Origin of the sequence: Sphingobium sp., assembly GCF_036170395.1 — a bacterium.
Lineage (GTDB): Bacteria > Pseudomonadota > Alphaproteobacteria > Sphingomonadales > Sphingomonadaceae > Sphingobium.
In genome coordinates this window covers 32,262-50,611 of the sequence record NZ_JAVHPD010000043.1, presented here as the reverse complement: position 1 = coordinate 50,611, position 18,350 = coordinate 32,262, and the positions used below count along the sequence as shown (strand labels likewise).

Here is an 18,350-nt window from a genome sequence, read left to right as displayed (position 1 = left end):
TCCAGAATCCTGCCGGCGGTCTCGCCGATCCGTTGCAAGGGCAATACGATCTCGGTGTTTCGGGCCGGGTCGAACCGTCTATCGCGCGCGCGCGCCGATTGCGGCTTCATACCCATGACGAACTGGTCGCCGTCATGCGGACCGACAGTCCGGTGTGCCATGCCGAAGGTCTCGCCCCGCACACCCAGATCTTTGTCCGCAACGGCGGCCGGCCGATCGTCGCGACGCTCTTCCAGGTCGATGACGCGTTCCTCGCGGAGGATGAGATTGGTCTCTCCGAAGCTGCCTGGGAAGCACTTGGAGTAGACGAAGGGACCACTGTGGACGTCGGCCACGCGCCGCCGCTTGAATCGATCGCCTGCGTCCGCCAACGCATCTATGGGCACAGGCTGAATGCCGCCGCATTGAGCAGCATCGTCGAGGACGTTGTCGCCGGCCGCTATGCGGACGTGCATCTTGCCGCTTTCCTCACCGCCACGGCGGCGCTGCCGTTCGACGAGGACGAGACCTACCATCTCACCAAGGCAATGGTCGATGCCGGCGACCGCCTGAGCTGGCCCGGTGGAATCATAGTCGACAAGCATTGCGTGGGCGGCTTGCCTGGCAATCGCACGACTCCGATCATCGTCGCCATAGCAACCGCCTGCGGCCTCACCATGCCAAAGACGTCCTCACGGGCGATTACCTCGCCAGCCGGCACGGCCGATACCATGGCGACGCTGACCAGCATCGATCTCGATCTTGACGCCATGCAACGGGTGGTCACGGCCGAAGGCGGATGCCTCGCCTGGGGCGGAGCGGTCTGCCTGAGTCCTGCCGACGATATCTTCATCGGCGTCGAGCGCGCGCTCGACATCGACACCGAAGGACAACTCATCGCTTCGGTCCTGTCGAAAAAGATCGCCGCCGGCGCCACCCACGTCGTGCTCGACATCCCCGTGGGGCCGACCGCCAAGGTCCGCAGCGCGGAAGCCGCCGACCGTCTTGCCGCGACGAGGACATCCGTGGCCGGCCGGTTCGGCCTTGTTACCCGCTGCATCCAGACCGATGGAGCGCAGCCGGTCGGCAGGGCGATCGGCCCCGCGCTCGAGGCCCGTGACGTGATCGCCGTTCTCAAGGGTGACCCCGACGCACCTCCGGATCTTCGCGATCGCGCCTGCGTCCTTGCGGGCGTCATCCTCGAAATCGGCGAGGCGGCCGCGGCGGGGGCGGGGCGGGCACTTGCCGAACGCACGCTGACCGATGGCTACGCGTGGAAGAAATTCCAGCGAATATGCGACGCCCAAGGCGGAATGCGCACGCCGCCCACGGCAAGGCTCACGCACCCGATCGTTGCGACCCACAGCGGCCGTGTCACGCACATCGACAATCGCCGGATCGCCCGTCTGGCAAAACTTGCCGGTGCGCCGGATACACCGGCGGCAGGAATGCGCCTGCATGTGCGCCTCGGCGATGACATAATCGCCGGTCAGCCCCTGCTGACCCTTCATGCGGAATCCCAGGGTGAAATGGCCTACGGCCTAGCCTACGCCGCCTCTAATCCAGACATGCTCATGATCGCTCCATGACGATGACGCTGTTCCCGATGCCCAGAAATGAGCGGCTTGCCGGCACCATCGCCGACCGGGCCGGGTTCTCGGTCGGCAAGCTCGAATTGCGCCGTTTCCCGGACGGCGAAAGCTATGTTCGGCTCCACTCACTGGTGGCGGGGTGCGCCGTCGCGGTGGTGTGCACGCTCGCGCGCGCCGATGAGCAGTTCCTGCAGTTGCTTTTCACGGCGCGGCTGTTGCGCGAAAACGGAGCGCGCTCGATCCAACTTGTCGCCCCGTATCTCGCCTATATGCGGCAGGATCGCCGCTTTCAGGATGGCGAGGCCCTGACCTCCCGCCAGTTCGCGCAGCTCATCTCATGTGAATTCGACGGGCTCATCACGGTCGATCCCCATCTGCACCGTTACCGCGCTCTGCAGGAGATCTATTCGATCGAGACCGAGTCGCTGGCAGCCTCGCCACTTCTTGCCGAGTGGGTTCGCGACAACGTCGAAAGGCCGCTCATCATCGGTCCCGACAGCGAAAGCGAGCAATGGGCCGGAGCTATCGCCACACATATCGGCGCGCCGCACGCCGTATTCACCAAGTTGCGCCGGGGCGACCGGGATGTCCTTATCGCAGCCTCGGATCTGACGGTGTGGAGGGAGCGTACTCCGATATTGGTCGATGACGTGATCTCTTCGGGACAGACGCTCGCCCACGCCGCGCGCGAGATCACCGCTCAGGGGTTTCCAGCCCCGATCTGTCTTGCAGTCCATGGCCTTTTCGCTCCGGGAGCGGAGGAACTCCTCAAGGCGATCGGGTGCCGCATAGTTACCACTGACAGCATAGCTCATCCGAGTAATGCTGTCGCCCTTGGGCCGCTGCTCGGCCAGGCACTGGTCAGACAGCTCACGGTGGTCGACGCGAAACGACTACGTAGAACACCCAAATGAATCCCTCTCCGGCACGCGGTAGCAAAATGCCGACAAGCGGAGGTAAGAATGGCTATCAAGGATATTCTCGCCGTGGTCGATACCGGCGACACGGACGAGCAGTTCCTGCATGACGCGCTCGCCTTTGCCGAATTCCATGATGCCCATCTATCCATCGTCATCCTCTCGGCGCTTCCGTCGGCGGACTATGCGCTGACGATCGTACCACCCTATTCCTTTCTTCAGGACTATACGGAGGCGGTCGAAGCCAAGCAGCAGCGCATTGCCAAGCTTGCCGGCGCCTCCAATGTCGAGGTCCGCACGATTTCCGACCAGCCGGCGATCATTTACGGGAAGGCTGCAGTCTACGCGCGTTACGCCGATATCGTCCTGTTCGGCCCGGCCGACAACTACGACTATCCGCCAATCCGGCGCGAAACGATCGAACGCATATTGTTCGCGTCGGGCCGGCCGGTTCTCGTCGCTCCGAACGGACACAAACCGCGTGCGATCGAGCATCTCGCGATCGGCTGGAATGCGACGCGCGAGGCGACACATGCCCTGCGTAATGCAACGACCTTCGCCGCGCCGGGGGCCAAGGTCGACGTGCTGGTTCTCGACGCGCAGCCCTCGGCAAAGGGCCACGGTTCCGAGCCGGGTGCGGACATTGCTCACCACTTGGCCCGGCACGGGTTCATGTCGTCGGTGGTCCCTATCCACGCGACCGCGCTGTCTGACGCTGAGGCGCTGGTCAAAGCTGCTTGTGAGCGCGGTGTCGCAGTGCTGTCGCTCGGAGCCTACGGACATTCCCGCCTCCGCGAGATGGTCCTCGGTGGCGTTACCCGAGACCTGCTTGGCGGGGCATCGATTCCGCTGCTGTTTTCCCACTGACGCCTGCGCTATTCGATACATCGATCATTGTCAGCAAGGCTGGCGATGATCGGACAATCGGGCCGGTCGTCGCCATCGCAGCGCTCGGCGAGCTCCACCAGTGTGCGGCGCATAGCCTCGAGCGCGGCCGCCTTGCGCTGAAGCTCGTCGGCTCTTGCCATCGCGAGGGCCTTCACTTCGGCGCTCGAACGCTCTCCATCGTTCCACAGGTCAAGCAGCTGGCGGATATCCTCGATCGGGAAACCAAGGTCACGCGCATTGGCGATGAACCCGAGACGATGAAGGTCGGTTGCCGAGTAGTCGCGATAGCCGCTGCCGCGGCGCGGCGCGGCGGCGCCGGGATTCTCATAGTGGCGGATCATCCGCTGCGAGACGCCGCTCGCTTCCGAAGCCTGGCCGATGTTCATATGCCGCTTATGCCGCGGACGGCGCGCCGGTTGGACTCGAAAAGGCCGTTGCGGCGTCGGCGACCATGCGGCCAACGCACCAGCGCGCATAGAAGCCGCCGAGCAGCCGGCCCAGCAGCGCGCCGAGCCAACCGCGCGGCAGCCAATAGTCGATCCAGACCGTCAGTTCGCAGCCGCCGGGCGCGTTGGCGATCCGAATGCCCATCTCATAGCCGCCGACGATGACAAGCTGCGGCGTTCCAACCGTGCGCCAGACCTTGCGATACGGCGGCGTCCGCTCGGTCACGACCTCGTCGACCGCCATGGTCAGGCCGAAGGCGGACCCGCCCATATGAATGAGTGAGCCCACGGCCATGCCACGGTTCGCGTCGAACGCGTAGGTCATCCGTCCGCCGCCCATCATCGCGGACGGCTTCTCCATATGCGCGGCAAGACGGGTTTGGTCGTCGAGCCGGGCGAAAACCGCGACCGCTGCGGCGGGCAGCAGGCGTCTCGATTCAAAATGCCGTGGCCGCTGCGTCGGGCGACCTGGATCGCCGAGCGCCGTCGGCGCCATTGTCAGGGCGTCCGCGAGGGCGGCGAAGCATCACCGCCGCTATGGTACTGGTGACCGCCGTGGCCATGATGCATGAACAGGTGCATGAGTGGACAGGCCAGGAACAGCAAATAGGGCAGCGCCCCCAGCGCATGGCCCCAATGGTCGCGCAGCAGCCAGAACAGCGCCGCCGCTACGATCGCGGTGGCGAGCATGATCGCGAAGTTCCTGCTGAAACCGGTCATCGTTTCCCCCTTCGTGGGATCGGCCGCGTTACCGCGGTTTGCTAGTGGGCGGATGGTCGTGGTTGTGCTGCTCCTCGGGTGCCGGAGCGGGCGTCGCGGCGGCCCCGTGGTGCATGCATTTCGTTTCGGCCGTGCCGCCTGTCACGTTACCCGTGGTAGGATGCTGGGCACCGCCCTGTGGCATCGCCTTGCCGTCCATCTTCATTTCATCATGCCTCTGCATCATCGGGCATGGCACTTCCCGCGGCTTGGGGGCCTGGCCCTGCGGCGTCTGGGACTGGCCGGCTGCACCATGATCGCGCGCCTGCGCGAGGGCGGGGGAGGCAAATAGCGGTGCGAAGAGCAGCGCAGCGGCGCATGCGGCGGTTTTGATGGACGTCATCTCGGTTCCTTTCATCGGCACGCACGCGGTTCATTCAGCTTTCTGGAGAATTGTGAGCGCCCTGCGCCAGCATCGCATGATCGTCGGCGTAGATCGCCGACAAGCCGAGCGAGATGGCGAACAGGCCGCCCGATTGCAGGGTCAGGTCGAGCCGAGACGTATCGGCGCCGCGCACGATGACCGCGAGCTGCTGGAGTGCGGCGTCCTCTGTCAGCCCGTATCTGTCGAGGAAGGCATCGAAGCTGCATTTCTCCCCGACATGGCTCAGCTCCGCGCCGGGGATGTCATAGGCGATTGCGCCTTCGGCCTGCGCGACCGCGAACACCTGGTCGGCGGGCACATAGAGAAACTCCGGCGCCTCGTCGATGAACCTCGCCACCAGCCAGGGACAGGCGATCCGGTCGATCTTGGGGCGCTCGCGCGTGACCCATTTCATGGCAACCTCCTGTGTCAGGTGCGGGCGGCGGCGATCGCTTGCGCGTAGCGGCGATCGACCGCCTCCCAATCGAGGTTCTTGAACCAGGCGTCGATATATTTGGCGGCCTGGGTGCCGTAATCCATGTGGAAGCTGTGCTCGTACATATCGAGCACGAGTAGCGGCACGCCGGCCGCAGCGCCGTGCATATGATCCCATGCCCAATGATTATTGAGCGAGCGGGTGTGGAGATTGTAGGCGAGGATCGTCCAGCCCGAGCCGCCCGCGAGGCTCATGCCGGTGCGGCGGAATTCGGCTTCCCAGGTCGCGAACGAGCCGAACGCTGCGGTGATCGCCTCACGCACCGAGCCCGCGGCCTGGCCGTTGCCGCCCAGACCGTCGAAATAGATCTCGTGCAGCACCACCGAGCCGGTGCGGTGCAGTTCCTCGCGCTTGAGGCCGCCATAGAGCGCGGGCGGCGTTTCGCTGTCGGCGAGCGCGGCGGCCAGCCGGGTGCGAACCGCGTTCAGCGTCTTCACCGATCCCTGATAGTTGTTCTCCCAGTGCGAGCGGACCAGCCGCTCCGACAGGCCGTCGAGCTTCGCCGGATCGAACTTCAGGGGCTTGGGCTGATACCCGCCGGCAAAGGCCGGCGCGGGGGCCGGCGCCGGTTGCTGCGCTTCCACGCTATCCATTGCTGCCATTGCAACTGCTCCTGTTCCAAGGGCCTTGACGGCCGTGCGTCGTGAGACTTCCGTCACCCAACCTCTCCTTCTCAAACGATGAGCACATAGGCCGCGCCGAGGCCGGCACAGGCGAACAGTACCGGGATCATGCCGGCCTTGAAGCGGAACACCGCGACCGCCGCGCCGAGGACGAGAACGAGCGCCGGCAGGTTGAGCGACGTGAGCACCGGCACGTCGAACCCGCCGCCGACGATGCCGACGGTCCGCACCTCGCGGAACAGCGTGTGGATCGCGAACCAGAGCGCGAGGTTGAGGATCACGCCGACCACCGCCGCGGTGATCGCGCCGAGCGCGACCGACAGCGCGCGGTTGCCGCGCAGCCGCTCGACGAAGGGCGCGCCCGCGAAGATCCACAGAAAGCAGGGCACGAACGTCACCCAGGTCGTGAGGACCGCGCCCAATGTCGCCGCGACCAGCGGGTGCAATGCTCCGGAATCCCGGAACGCCGCCAGAAAGCCGACGAACTGCGTCACCATGATGAGCGGCCCCGGCGTCGTTTCGGCGAGCCCGAGGCCATCCAGCATCTCGCCGGGCTGGAGCCAGCCATAGGTGCCGACCGCCTCCTGCGCGACATAGGCGAGCACCGCATAGGCGCCGCCGAAGGTCACGACCGCCATCTGGCTGAAGAAGGTCGCGATCCGGCTGAATACGTCGTCGGGGCCGAACAGCGCGAGCATCGCCGCGACCGGCGCCAGCCAAAGGAACAGCAGCGCCCCCGAAATCTTGAGCGACCAGGCGAGATCGGGCCGGGCATGATCGGGCAGTCCTTCGCCGAGCGCGGTATCGCGATCGTGGACGACGTTGCCGCCGCCCGGGCCGTGCCCGCCGCCGCCCTTGAACGCGGAAAAGCCGAGGCGCCCGCCGACATAGCCGCCGAGCGCCGCCGCCAGCACGATCAGCGGGAACGGCGCGCGCAGGAAGAAGATGGCGACGAAAGCCGCCGCCGCGATCCCGCGCATGACGTTGTTCTTGAGCGCGCGCGAGCCGACCCGCACCACCGCCTGGATCACCACCGCGAGCACCGCAGCCTTCAAACCGAAGAACAGCCCCTCGATCAGCGGCGAAGCCCCGAGCAGCACATAGACGAAGCTCAAGGCGAGAATGGCGAGGAAGCCGGGCAGCACGAACAGCGCGCCCGCGACCAGCCCGCCCTTGGTCTTGTGCAAGAGCCAGCCGATATAGGCGGCGAGCTGCTGCGCCTCGGGGCCGGGCAGCAACATGCAATAGTTGAGCGCATGCAGGAACCGCTCCTCGCCGATCCAGCGCTTCTCATCGACGAGGATGCGATGCATCACCGCAATCTGCCCCGCAGGCCCGCCGAAGCTCAGCGACGCGATCCGCGCCCAGACGCGCACTGCCTCGCCGAAAGCTATGCCGTGATCCTTCGCGGGTGCGGCTGCATTTGCGGGTAGCTCGGTCGTGGCGATGCTCATCGCTCGGTCTTTCTCGTGCTGAAATAGGCGTGGAACTGGTCGAGCGCGTCGCCGGCACTGGCGATGCGCTGGAGATCGTCGTCGGTCGAGGCGCAGACGCCCGACAGCATCGCGCCCAGCCCCGGCGTCTCGGGCCGGCCGAACTTGCCGTCGCCGATGTCAAGGTCGTGAATGATCTCGCCGATCACGGCCAATGCCGGATCGCGTTCAAGCTCGGCACGCAGCAGCAAGGTCTCGAAGCTGCACCGATCGCCTTCGTGGGTGAACTCCGCGTCCACCATGTCGAAGCGCAGCTCGCCCGCCTCGGGCGCATGGTTCTTCGCATCGACGAACTTGAAGCTGGCCTTCGGGTCGATGAACCGGCGGATCAGCCAGGCGCAGGCGATGCGGTCGACATGGACGCCGCGCCGCGTCACCCAAACACGGTTCTTGAGATCGGCAGGCGAAAGCGGCGCCGGCTCGCCCGTGCGGCCGATATCCGGATGGGCGTAGCGCTGCTCATCCAGGTCGCGCAGCGCCGCCTCCGCGCCTTGCCGGCCGTGCGCGCCGAAGAAGTCCAGCCGGACGATCTCGGCCAGCCGCCGCTGGAGCTTGGCGATCTCGGGACCCGACGGCGGGCCCGTATCGAGCAAGCGGCGCGCGGCCTGCGCCAACTCCTCATAGTCCGTGTCGCGTGCGGCATCGAACAGGGCGCGCAGCTCGGCGTCGCTCTGCCCGTCGATCATCTGCGCGTCGATCAGCACCGCCTCGCCGCCGCTCGTCGTGATCTCCGTCAGCAGAGCGCGGAAGGCGGCTTCGTTGTCCTCGCGCCACGGCAGGACATGAACCGCGTTCTTGAGCGGCACCGCGCCGATCGCCTGCAGGCGGCGCCAGATCTTGACGCGTAGATAGGGCGGCTTCGCCGGAAGCTGGTGCAGCAAGGCCAGCCAATGCTCGCAGCCGGTTGTGTCGGTCATAGTGCATATGTATCATCGTCAGCGATTCGATGAAACATATATATCTCCTATCGCCCGCCGCGCTGATCGCGGCCGTCGCGCAACCTGCCTCGGCGCAGCAGGCACCGGCGCGTGTCGAGGCGCCGCCGCCGCAGGACGGCCTGACGCTCTCGGGCTCGGTCCGCTTGCGCTACGAGGCGATCGACGGACAGGCGCGAGCCGGGTTCAACACGAGCGACGAGCTTGTGAACCTGCGCACCAACATCCTCGCCGAATACCGCAAGGGTGATGTCCGGTTCGGAGTCGAGCTGTTCGACAGCCGCGTCTGGGGCGACGATGCCGGAACGCCGGTGACGACCAACGAGGTCAATACGCTGGAGCCGGTCCAGGCTTATGTGGCAGCCGACTTCAACGGCGCCTTCGGCCGGGGCACGAAGCTCACGCTCACCGCAGGCCGCATGACGCTCAACCTGGGATCGCGGCGGCTCGTGGCCGCGGACGATTATCGCAACACCACCAACGGCTATACCGGGCTTCGCGCTGACATCTCGGCACCGCAGGGCTGGAAGGCCACGTTCATCTACACGCTGCCACAGGTCCGGTTGCCCGACGACAACGAAGGCATCCGCGATTCCAAGGTGCGCCTCGACAGGGAGAGCTTCGATCTCGTTCTTTGGGGCGGCCAGCTCAGCAAGGCCAAGGCGCTCGGTCCGGCGACGGCGGAGCTGACCTATTTCCACGTCGGCGAGCGCGACGCGCCGGGCCGTCCGACCCGCGACCGCTCGCTCGATACCTTCGGCGGGAGGCTCATCGCCGAGCCGCGCACGGGCGCGTTCGACTACGAGATCGAGGCGCTATACCAGGTCGGCCATGTGAGCGCTTCATTGGTGCCGACCGCGGCCCGGCAGTCGGTCAGCGCCAGTTTCATCCATGCCGATGTCGGCTACAGCTTCGCCGGACCCTGGAAACCACGTCTTTCGGTCGAGTTCGACCGCGCGAGCGGCGACAAGCCGGGCGGGCGTTTCGGCCGGTTCGACACGCTGTTCGGGATGCGGCGCGCCGATCTGGCGCCCGCCGGCCTCTACAATGCGGTTGCTCGCGCCAACATCATGACGCCGGGCGTCCGGATCGAGGCGACGCCCAGCAAGCGGCTCGACTGGTTCGCGGTCTACCGGCCGATGTGGCTCGCCGCCGACGAAGACAGCTTCTCCACGACCGGCGTGCGCGATAGCTCAGCACAATCGGGCGGTTTCGCGGGACACCAGATCGAAGCGCGCGTTCGCTACTGGATTATGCCGACACGGCTGCGCTTCGAGTTTGATGGCCTGTTGCTCGCCAAGGGTCGGTTCCTTCGCGACGCGCCCAACGCGCCGCCGGGGCGGTGGACGCGCTATGGTTCATTCAATCTCACGGGGAGCTTCTGATCACCAAGGGCGTGTCCGCGCAGCAATCGGAACGCTGCAGTGTGAAACATAGGAGGGGCCCCTTGGAAGGGCGGTTGCGCTGCCGGTCTCTTGCCATGCGCCACGAGCGAATACGACCTGGCCGCGAATTAACCGACCCCGCGGCGCGTCCGATCAGGCGGGGCGCTTTTCCTGGCGAGCGTCACGTGATTGCGCGCTGGATGTGATATGACCGGCTTACTCTGAAGGCAGGCGGAGCCAGGTGGATGCGTGTTCTGATTCTCGATGGGCATCCCGACGATGGCCGCCTCATCACGCATCTGCTCGACCATTATCACGCCAAGGTCGCGTCGGATGCGGAAGTCGAGCGCATCGCCCTGCGCGATCTCGATTTCGATCCGATCCTGCGGCACGGTTACAAAGTCGTGCAGCCCTGGGAGCCCGACCTTGAGCGCGTCGGCGCCGCCATCGCCGCCTGCGACCATCTCGTTGTCGCTTTCCCGATGTGGTGGGGCAGCGAGCCGGCCCAGCTTAAGGGGCTGATCGACCGCGTGCTGCTGCCCGGCTTCGCCTTCCGCTATCACCGCGATAATCCCCTCTGGGACCGGCTGCTAGCCGGGCGCTCGGCTGATGTGCTCATCACCACCGATACGCCGTCCTGGTATCTGCGCTGGGCCTACGGCAATCCGGTGGTGCGGCGCTGGCGCGGCCAGATACTCGGCTTCTGTGGCTTCAAGCCGCTGCGGATCACGAAGTTCGGTCCGGTGCGCCAAGGCGGCGTCGAGAAGAACATCGCCGCGTGGTGCGGCAAGATCGAGCGGCTGGCGGCTTCCGCATTTGCTCTGCGGCGCGGCACCAGGCTCCAGGCCGTTCTCCCGAACGATTGGTCCGACGACTTCCGCTGAAGTTGTGCAGAGCATTTTGCAAGACGATGCTGCAAAGTCTCCTGTGAAGGAAATCCTTCTCGTTCGCGCCGGGATCCTGCATCGGCACTATCAGGGCTATCGGGTCGACCACCATAATCGCGGCACCCAGCGCCAAGCGTTCTACACGCTTTCTCCCATCGCTCGAAAGCTGCTCCAGACAGGCCATGCCCAGTCAGCACCGCCACAGCACCCACGACAAGGCTCGTTGGCCCTCGGTTGAGCGATCTGATCGCGCCGCCCCGGCTTATGCTAAGAGGCACCGCCGATCGGGGTTACGGGTTGAGCTTGTCCTTCAAGGCCTTGGCGGCCGAAAAGCCCAACTTGCGCGATGCCTTGATGGTCATTGCCTCGCCGGTTGTCGGATTGCGGCCTTCCCGCGCAGGGCTGTCCTTGACCTTGAACTTGCCGAAGCCGTTGAATGAGATTTCCCCACCTTTCGCCGCGGCCTCGCCAATCCCGGCGAACATCGCATCGACAAGCTTGCGCGCATCGGCCTTGGTGATGCCGTGTTCACGGGCGATCTTTTTGGCAAGATCATTGTTGTTCATGAAAAATACCTCTCCTGAGCTGAATTTCGGTCGCAGGGCTTCATAACGGGCGAGGCATGGCGCGCCTCCTTCCAATCCTGACCGCGCTGGCTTCATAACGAAATGCCTCACAGGCGAGGCACTATCTCATCCTGCAAGCCGCGTCTCGAAGAGATCCAGTTCTCGGATGAGCTTGCGCGCGGCCTCGCTGCCCAGTTGTCGGTTGCGAACCCGCCGGGATATTTCCTCCCGCTCGGCCTTGAGCGCGGCGAGCCGCAATTCGCGTTCGATCTTCTCGTCGCGCCGGTGAACATCCTTCTGCTCGGGCTCGGCGATCTGATGATCGATCCGATCACGGTATAAATCCATGAGCCGCGACGCGACATTAACGTAAGTGTCCGGATCCCTCTTGCCGTTGGCGAGGCGATGTTGCGTTCGTTCGATCTCGCCGATCGCCGCTTCCGCGGCAGCAACGCGCGCGGCATCCACCTCGGCCTCTCCCGTCGGCTCGGGTGGCATCTCGAGGCTCCGCATCATCAAGGGCAGACCGATGGATGCGGCAATCAGCGACAGAATGATCACGCCCATCGCCAGGAATATCGCGAGATCGCGGGCGGGGAAGGGCGAGCCGTCCACCATCGCAAGCGGGAGGGTGAGCACACCGGCCAGCGTGATCGCGCCTCGCACACCGGCGAAGGACATCGCCCCGATGATCCGCCAATTCGGGCGCTCTCGGTCCTCCGGCCGACGGAACAAGGTCAGGCGGAACGACAACCACACCCAGGCGAAACGAAGCGCTGCGAGTCCAGAATTGATCGCGATGACATAAACACCCAGCCACCACGGTTCGTGATGACCGGTGAGACGCACGGTATCGGCGGCATCGGCGAGGATCGTTGGCAGTTGCTCGCCCAACAGCACGAAGATGACCCCGTTGGCGGTGAACTGGATCATGTCCCACACCGCTGTTCTTCGGATGCGTGTGACAGCCAGGGCATTCCCGCGCGCCTCAACGAAACCCATGGTAAGCCCGGCTGCGACGGTTGCGAGGATTCCTGAACAATGGAGATGCTCGGCGATCAGATAGGCGCCGAACGGGATGAGCAGGCTAATCAGGATCTGCGAGCCGCTTTCCTCGCCCACGTATCGCGTGACGATGCTCTTCGCCCAACCGACAAGCCAGGTCAGCGCTATCCCGACGGCGATTCCGCCGATCGCGACCCACAGGAAATTAATCGCTGCCTCCCCCAGGGAAAAGGCGCCAGTCAACGCGGCGGCGACCGCAAAACGCAAGCATACGAGACCCGAGGCATCGTTGAGCAGGGATTCTCCCTCGAGGATATGCATCATCCGCTTGGGAACGGGGGTGCGCTGGGCGATTGCGGAGACCGCTATCGGATCGGTCGGCGATACTACTGCGGCGAGGGCGAACGCCACCGCAAGCGGCATCGCCGGGATCATCCAGTTGATGAAGAATCCCATGCCCAGCACAGTGAACACGACCAGTCCAAGCGCAAGCTCGAGGATGGTCGACCGATCCTTGAACAGATCCTCCCGCGGGATGCGCCAGCCATCGAGAAACAAGAGCGGCGGCAGAAAGAGTAGGAAGAAAATCTCCGGATCGAGCGTTACGCGCCAGTCTGCGACCAGTCCGACTGCGGCGCCCAGGGCGATCTGCACCAGCGGCCGCGGTATCGGGAGCGGAAGCAACCGAGCCAGTATGCCGCTTACGACGACGGCGAAAAGTAAAGTCAGGACAAGCGTTACGGTTTCCAAAAGCGGCCTCGAACAAGCGGGGAGGGTCGGTGTCTCCTTGGACTCTTAGCGGGATGGGCCGTTCATGCCAGCCTTGTTCGAGGTCCGCAGAGGCGATCTACCCTGCGGTTCGCGAACACCCCGATCGCACCCAGCGCGGGTCCTGCGAACGCACTCGTCCATTTCTAAACCCCAGCCTATCGGGCGGTGGGAGCAGCGTCTCTACGGATATAACCGGATTGCGATCTACCCGGTCTCTCCAGCTAGTTGATCCCAGTTATCGATCGAATTGGAGGACTTCGGAGCCCAGTTCAGGAACCAAAGGAAGCGAGGTCTGGCCCACGCTTCCGTGTGCTCAATTCCCATGATCCGAACCTATCCCAAGGAGGCTTGATGTCGGCGCCCATCGATTTGGAAGAAGTGTGCTGGCATGCGTTACCGAGCAGCGAGATCGCCAAGATCCTCGACGTGGATCTTACCGGCCTCTCGCCTTCGGAAGTAGGCCGACAAGCTACCCGTTTTGGTCCCAATGCGCTGCCCAAGTCGCCTCGGCGGAGCCCGTTGCTGCGCTTTCTGGCCCAGTTCAACAATACCCTGATCTACGTTCTGATCGCCGGGGCGCTGGCAGCCGCGCTGCTCGACCATATGATCGATGCGGCTGTCATCGTGGCCGTCGTAATTGTGAATGCGGTTATCGGCCATATCCAGGAAGGGAAGGCGGAACAGGCTCTCGAAGCGATCCAGCAGATGATCGCGCCAAAGGCGAGCGTTGTCCGCAGCGGCATCAGGCAGACGATCCCGGTCTCCGAGATCGTCCCTGGCGATCTTGTCCTCATCGAAGCTGGCGATCGTGTCCCGGCCGACCTCAGGCTGCTCCATGCCCGCCGCCTCCTGATCGACGAAGCCCTTCTGACCGGGGAGTCGGTCGCGGCCGAGAAGCAGGAGGCGGTGCTGCCCGAAGAGACCGTTCTCGCAGACCGGCGAAACATGGCCTTCTCCGGCACGCTGGTCGCCGCCGGACAAGCGAACGGAATTGCCGTTGCCACCGGGCCCCACACGCAGATCGGACGGATCAGCGAGCTAATCCAGTCCGTCGAAGCGATGGTGACGCCGCTGCTGAAGCAGATCGACCAGTTCGCCCGTCGCTTTACTTGGTTCGTGCTCGCAGGAGGCCTGGCGCTGTTTGCGTTCGCCGTTCTGGTGCGGGGCTACGACTGGATCGATGCTCTGATCGCCGTTGTCGCGCTTGCCGTCGGCATTGTGCCGGAAGGTCTGCCGGCAGTCATTACCATCACGCTTGCCATAGGCGTGCGCCGGATGGCTTCCCGGAATGCCGTTATCCGCAAGCTCCCTGCGGTTGAAACGCTCGGCGCCACTTCGGTGATCTGCTCGGACAAGACCGGCACGCTTACGCGCAACGAGATGACGGCCCGCCGGATCATCTCCGCCCGGCACACCATGATCGCCAGCGGCTCAGGCTACATTCCGGAGGGACATCTCCAGATCGCGGGAACAGGCGATCAGGCCGACGCCATGGCGGCCTCTATGCCGCTGATCCGCTGTGGTATCCTGTGCAACGATGCGTCACTGCGCAAGGTTGGCGAAGACTGGCGCGTCGAGGGCGATCCCATGGAAGGCGCCCTGTTCGCCCTGGCAATGAAGGCTGCCGTCGACCCGGAACTGGAACGTACGGAATGGGAGCGGCTCGACGAGATCCCGTTCGATGCGGCGCACCGCTTCATGGCGACGCTTTGTCGTGGGTCTGACGGAGCGACGGCTCTCCTCGTCAAAGGCGCACCCGAGGCCCTCTTCGCGATGACCTCGCCCGACGACATCGGCGATTGGGAACGCGCCATCGCTGAAGCCGGAAACGAGGGCGAGCGTGTCCTCGCCTTTGGAGCGAAGCCCATGCCGTCGGATGCAGAGCGCATCTCGTTCGACGACGTCATGGCCGGCGTCCGGCTGCTCGGACTGGTCGGCTTCATCGATCCACCGCGCCTCGAGGCGAAGGAGGCGATCGCCGAATGCCGCTCGGCCGGGATCGCCGTCAAGATGATCACGGGAGACCATGCCGCGACGGCGCTGGCAATCGCGCGCCAGCTCGAGCTTGCCGACGATCCGCAAGCGATGACCGGGCTCGATATCGAGAAGCTCTCGGACGAGGAACTCGAACGGATCGTCGCTCGCATCTCCGTGTTCGCCCGGACCAGTCCCGAGCACAAGCTTCGCATCGTCCGCGCCCTGCAGGCACAGGGCCAGATCGTCGCCATGACCGGCGATGGCGTGAACGATGCCCCGTCGCTCAAGCAGGCCGATGTCGGCGTGGCGATGGGCATCAAGGGGACCGAAGCCTCGAAGGAAGCCGCCTCCATGGTGCTCCTCGACGACAATTTTGCATCGATCGTCAGCGCCGTACGCGAGGGCAGGACCGTTTACGACAATATCCGGAAAGTCATTTCCTGGGAAATCCCCACCAATGGCGGCGAGACACTGGCGGTCGTTCTGGCGATCCTCTTGGGATTTGCTCTGCCAATGTCAGCAACCCAGATCCTGTGGGTCAATCTCATCCTCGCCGCGACGCTCGGTCTGGTGCTCGCTTTCGAACCCACCGAGCCAGGCGTAATGCAGCGTCGCCCACGCAAACGCGGCGCGCCTCTGCTTTCGCCATTTCTCCTGTGGCGCGTCGTGCTGGTGTCCGTGCTGTTTGCCGCGGTCACCCTCGGCCTCTTCTTCCACACGCTCGATCAGGGCCGCGGCCTCGAAGTGGCGCGCACGATGGTCGTCAACATGTTCATCGTCGCGGAGATTTTCTACCTCTTCAACGTCCGCTATCTGCACATGACGTCCCTGACGTGGCGCGGCGCGCTGGGAACCCCCGCCGTGTTGATCGCGATTGCGATCCTGCTCCTTGGCCAGGCGCTCTTCACCTACGCCCCGTTCATGAACGCGATCTTCGGCTCGCGACCGCTCACCGTTGACGACCTTGCGCTGCTCGTGCTCGCCGGCGCGGCTCTCATGCTCCTGCTCGAGGGCGAAAAGCACCTCATGCGGCGTCTGGGCTGGTTCAAGGAACTCAACGACTAGGAGGACGAAATGACCCAGGACACTTTCCCCAAACGTATCGCGCTTGCAACCGACCTCAGCCATCGTTGCGACCGCGCGCTCGACCGGGCCCTGATGGTCGCCAAGGCGTGGCAGGCCGAACTCACAGTCATCCACGCGCTTGCCCCACCCGACGATATTACCCTGTTCGGGAGCCTGCGCGACCAGCCATCCTGGCGTCGCCCGCCTGACCCGGTTCGAAAGGTCCGCGATCGAATGTTCCGGGATCTGGTGCGCGAGGACCCGAACATCGACATCGCAGTCCATGTCGAGGCGGGAGCGCCTGCAGATGTCGTCCTGAAGGTCATCCGGAAATCCCATGCGGAGCTGATCGTCACCGGCGTCGCCCGCGACGAACTACTGGCGCGCATGTTCCTTGGCGACACTGTCGACCGGCTGATCCGCAAGTCTCCCGTTCCCGTTCTCATCGTCCGCGACCGCGCCTTCGAGCGCTATCACAACATGCTCGTCACGACGGATTTTTCGAAGTCTTCCCGTGTCGCGCTCGAGACGGCCGTCCGGTTCTTCCCAGATGCGGGCATCTCGCTCTTCCACGCCTATGACGTGCCCTTTGCCGGCTATCTCGGCCGCGCGGAAGTCGAGAAGCAATTCGAGGACTATGGCAAGGACGCGACCGACAAGTTCCTGGCCGAAGCCGGGATCGCGCCCGATACGGCTCGCATGGTCAGCCGCATGATCGAAAACGGAGTGCCCGAGCGGCTGTTGCAGGACTATGCCGAGACTTCGCGGCGCCATCTCACCGTGGTGGGGACTCATGGCGGCGGCATGGTCTATGAAGCCCTGATCGGAAGCACGGCGCGCAAGATCATCGATGCCGTGCCCGGCGACGTCCTCCTCGTGCCCGATCCCGCGAAGCGCAAGGCAGACTGACCTCCCGATGACTCTTGCGATCGTCTGGATCTGCGTCGGGCTTGCCGCATTGATCGCTGGCGCCGAACTGCTCGTGAGAAGCGGGTCGGCTCTGGCGGCACGCCTCGGCGTTTCACCCCTGCTGATCGGACTCACCGTCGTCGCGCTCGGAACGAGCACTCCGGAGCTGGCTGTCGGCATCGATGCCGCCGTTCAGGGCAACGGCTCGCTTGCGGTGGGGAATATCGCCGGCACCAATACCGTCAACATCCTCCTTATCCTCGGGCTGAGCGCCGCGCTGCGGCCGCTGGCGATCCAGATGCAGACACTGCGCCTGGAACTCCCCGTGATCGTCATCGCCTCGGCCACGCTGCTCGCCTTCGCATGGGACGGCACGCTCTCGCGGTTGGAGGGGCTCCTACTCGTCACCATGGGCGCGGCGTTCACGCTGGCGGTCATCCGCGTCGCCCGGCAAGAGAGCATTAAGGTCAAGTTGGAATTTGCCCGTGAGTACGGGCCCCGGCGCCTCGCCAATCGCCAGGCGGCCACCGAGATGCTGATGCTTGCCGCCGGCCTTGTCATCATCGTCGCCGGCGCCGACTGGCTCGTCGAGGGTGCCGTCGGTTTGGCACGTCTCTGGCGCGTCTCGGACGCATTCATAGGTCTGACCATCGTCGCCATCGGCACCTCAGCGCCCGAACTCGTGACCACGATCATTTCCACCTTCCGAGGTGAGCGTGACATCGCCATCGGCAACCTGATCGGCAGCAGCGTCTACAACATTCTTGTGATCCTTGGCGTGACCTGCCTCATTCCGGCCGATGGCATCGACGTCAACACTCACCTTATCGGCATCGATATCCCGGTGATGCTAGGCGTAGCGTTGTTCTGCATTCCGGTTTTCGTTAGCGGCCGCAAGATCACGCGGGGCGAGGGTGGCCTCTTCGTGAGTGCCTACGTGGCGTACCTTAGCTACCTCATCATACAGCGTGCATGAGATGAGCCGTTTCCCGCCGGCGCGTATCCGAAGGCCGACAGCGCCGCGCAAGACCCCTTGACCCATTGGGCTAATTCGAGAGTGCTGCGGCGATCCGGTCCTTTATCGCCAAGCGGCGCCTGCGAAGCTCGGTTTCATGATCGTGCGACGTCGGCTGGACATTGGTCTCGGCCACGTGAATTTCGTCGTTCACTTCATCATAGTCGATGAGCAACTGTGCAAAGCTCGGGTTTGAGACCTTCAGCGCATGGATCTTGTCCAACTGGCCCGGAAACTCTTCGCTCAAATTATGCGGTGTGTTCGACATGTCTTACTCC

At 64.5% G+C, this 18,350-nt stretch carries 19 protein-coding genes and 1 pseudogene; 9 read left to right on the top strand and 11 right to left on the bottom strand.

Annotation, left to right across the window (positions count from 1 at the left end; translation table 11 throughout):
• Positions 1 to 80: 80 nt before the first annotated feature.
• The 3 genes from V2B31_RS11705 to V2B31_RS11695 are packed head-to-tail and all read left to right on the top strand — an operon-like array spanning position 81 to position 3,355.
• A complete protein-coding gene (locus tag V2B31_RS11705; protein ID WP_286866240.1) occupies positions 81 to 1,568 on the top strand; it encodes a thymidine phosphorylase family protein in 1,488 nt (495 codons plus the stop codon).
• The gene (locus V2B31_RS11700; RefSeq protein WP_286866136.1) at positions 1,565 to 2,485 is read left to right on the top strand and encodes a ribose-phosphate pyrophosphokinase; all 921 of its coding nucleotides are present in this window, start codon (positions 1,565 to 1,567) and stop codon (positions 2,483 to 2,485) included. Before V2B31_RS11705 ends, V2B31_RS11700 begins: the two co-directional genes overlap by 4 nt.
• A gap of 48 nt (positions 2,486 to 2,533) precedes the next feature.
• Positions 2,534 to 3,355, top strand: a complete 822-nt coding sequence (locus tag V2B31_RS11695) for a universal stress protein (protein WP_286866138.1) — start codon at positions 2,534 to 2,536, stop codon at positions 3,353 to 3,355.
• A gap of 8 nt (positions 3,356 to 3,363) precedes the next feature.
• Here V2B31_RS11695 and V2B31_RS11690 read toward each other — a convergent pair whose 3' ends face one another.
• The 8 genes from V2B31_RS11690 to V2B31_RS11655 form a co-directional block, all read right to left on the bottom strand.
• Positions 3,364 to 3,762, bottom strand: coding sequence for a MerR family DNA-binding protein (locus V2B31_RS11690; RefSeq protein WP_086485596.1), 399 nt, complete (start codon positions 3,760 to 3,762; stop codon positions 3,364 to 3,366).
• 7 nt (positions 3,763 to 3,769) lie between these two features.
• Positions 3,770 to 4,318, bottom strand: coding sequence for a hypothetical protein (locus V2B31_RS11685; RefSeq protein WP_217884242.1), 549 nt, complete (start codon positions 4,316 to 4,318; stop codon positions 3,770 to 3,772).
• Positions 4,319 to 4,320: 2 nt separating this feature from the next.
• Complete coding sequence (locus tag V2B31_RS11680) at positions 4,321 to 4,542, bottom strand: DUF2933 domain-containing protein (protein WP_086485597.1); 222 nt, start codon at positions 4,540 to 4,542, stop codon at positions 4,321 to 4,323.
• 28 nt (positions 4,543 to 4,570) lie between these two features.
• A complete protein-coding gene (locus V2B31_RS11675) occupies positions 4,571 to 4,924 on the bottom strand; it encodes a hypothetical protein (RefSeq protein ID WP_140159566.1) in 354 nt (117 codons plus the stop codon).
• A 34-nt stretch (positions 4,925 to 4,958) separates the two neighbouring features.
• Positions 4,959 to 5,360, bottom strand: a complete 402-nt coding sequence (locus tag V2B31_RS11670) for a chromate resistance protein ChrB domain-containing protein (protein WP_086485599.1) — start codon at positions 5,358 to 5,360, stop codon at positions 4,959 to 4,961.
• Positions 5,361 to 5,374: 14 nt separating this feature from the next.
• The gene (locus V2B31_RS11665) at positions 5,375 to 6,043 is read right to left on the bottom strand and encodes a superoxide dismutase (protein ID WP_254908043.1); all 669 of its coding nucleotides are present in this window, start codon (positions 6,041 to 6,043) and stop codon (positions 5,375 to 5,377) included.
• Positions 6,044 to 6,114: 71 nt separating this feature from the next.
• Positions 6,115 to 7,518, bottom strand: coding sequence for a chromate efflux transporter (chrA, locus tag V2B31_RS11660; RefSeq protein WP_086485601.1), 1,404 nt, complete (start codon positions 7,516 to 7,518; stop codon positions 6,115 to 6,117).
• Positions 7,515 to 8,474: a chromate resistance protein ChrB domain-containing protein gene (locus V2B31_RS11655; RefSeq protein WP_286866143.1), complete on the bottom strand. Its 960-nt coding sequence runs from the start codon at positions 8,472 to 8,474 to the stop codon at positions 7,515 to 7,517. The genes chrA and V2B31_RS11655 overlap by 4 nt, the downstream gene beginning before the upstream one ends.
• Before the next feature lie 29 nt (positions 8,475 to 8,503).
• Between V2B31_RS11655 and V2B31_RS11650 the strand changes: the two genes are divergently transcribed.
• The 3 genes and pseudogenes from V2B31_RS11650 to V2B31_RS11640 form a co-directional block, all read left to right on the top strand.
• Positions 8,504 to 9,877 (top strand): alginate export family protein, encoded by a 1,374-nt coding sequence (locus V2B31_RS11650; RefSeq protein WP_286866144.1) that lies wholly within the window; start codon positions 8,504 to 8,506, stop codon positions 9,875 to 9,877.
• A 245-nt stretch (positions 9,878 to 10,122) separates the two neighbouring features.
• Positions 10,123 to 10,761, top strand: coding sequence for an NAD(P)H-dependent oxidoreductase (locus V2B31_RS11645; protein WP_086485604.1), 639 nt, complete (start codon positions 10,123 to 10,125; stop codon positions 10,759 to 10,761).
• A 58-nt stretch (positions 10,762 to 10,819) separates the two neighbouring features.
• Positions 10,820 to 11,002: pseudogene (locus tag V2B31_RS11640) on the top strand (hypothetical protein); the annotation flags it as partial.
• A 52-nt stretch (positions 11,003 to 11,054) separates the two neighbouring features.
• Here V2B31_RS11640 and V2B31_RS11635 read toward each other — a convergent pair.
• The gene (locus V2B31_RS11635) at positions 11,055 to 11,330 is read right to left on the bottom strand and encodes an HU family DNA-binding protein (RefSeq protein WP_086485605.1); all 276 of its coding nucleotides are present in this window, start codon (positions 11,328 to 11,330) and stop codon (positions 11,055 to 11,057) included.
• A 126-nt stretch (positions 11,331 to 11,456) separates the two neighbouring features.
• Positions 11,457 to 13,085, bottom strand: a complete 1,629-nt coding sequence (locus tag V2B31_RS11630; protein WP_086485606.1) for a Na+/H+ antiporter — start codon at positions 13,083 to 13,085, stop codon at positions 11,457 to 11,459.
• A gap of 372 nt (positions 13,086 to 13,457) precedes the next feature.
• Between V2B31_RS11630 and V2B31_RS11625 the strand changes: the two genes are divergently transcribed.
• The 3 genes from V2B31_RS11625 to V2B31_RS11615 are packed head-to-tail and all read left to right on the top strand — an operon-like array spanning position 13,458 to position 18,033.
• On the top strand, positions 13,458 to 16,148 hold the full coding sequence (locus V2B31_RS11625; protein ID WP_086485607.1) for an HAD-IC family P-type ATPase: 2,691 nt from the start codon (positions 13,458 to 13,460) through the stop codon (positions 16,146 to 16,148).
• A 9-nt stretch (positions 16,149 to 16,157) separates the two neighbouring features.
• Positions 16,158 to 17,057, top strand: a complete 900-nt coding sequence (locus tag V2B31_RS11620; RefSeq protein ID WP_086485608.1) for a universal stress protein — start codon at positions 16,158 to 16,160, stop codon at positions 17,055 to 17,057.
• A gap of 7 nt (positions 17,058 to 17,064) precedes the next feature.
• A complete protein-coding gene (locus V2B31_RS11615; protein WP_086485609.1) occupies positions 17,065 to 18,033 on the top strand; it encodes a calcium/sodium antiporter in 969 nt (322 codons plus the stop codon).
• 70 nt (positions 18,034 to 18,103) lie between these two features.
• Here the strand turns inward: V2B31_RS11615 and V2B31_RS11610 are convergent, their stop codons facing one another.
• Positions 18,104 to 18,340 carry a YdcH family protein gene (locus V2B31_RS11610; protein ID WP_086485610.1) on the bottom strand — a complete coding sequence of 79 codons (237 nt, stop codon included), beginning with the start codon at positions 18,338 to 18,340 and terminating at the stop codon, positions 18,104 to 18,106.
• Positions 18,341 to 18,350: the final 10 nt, after the last annotated feature.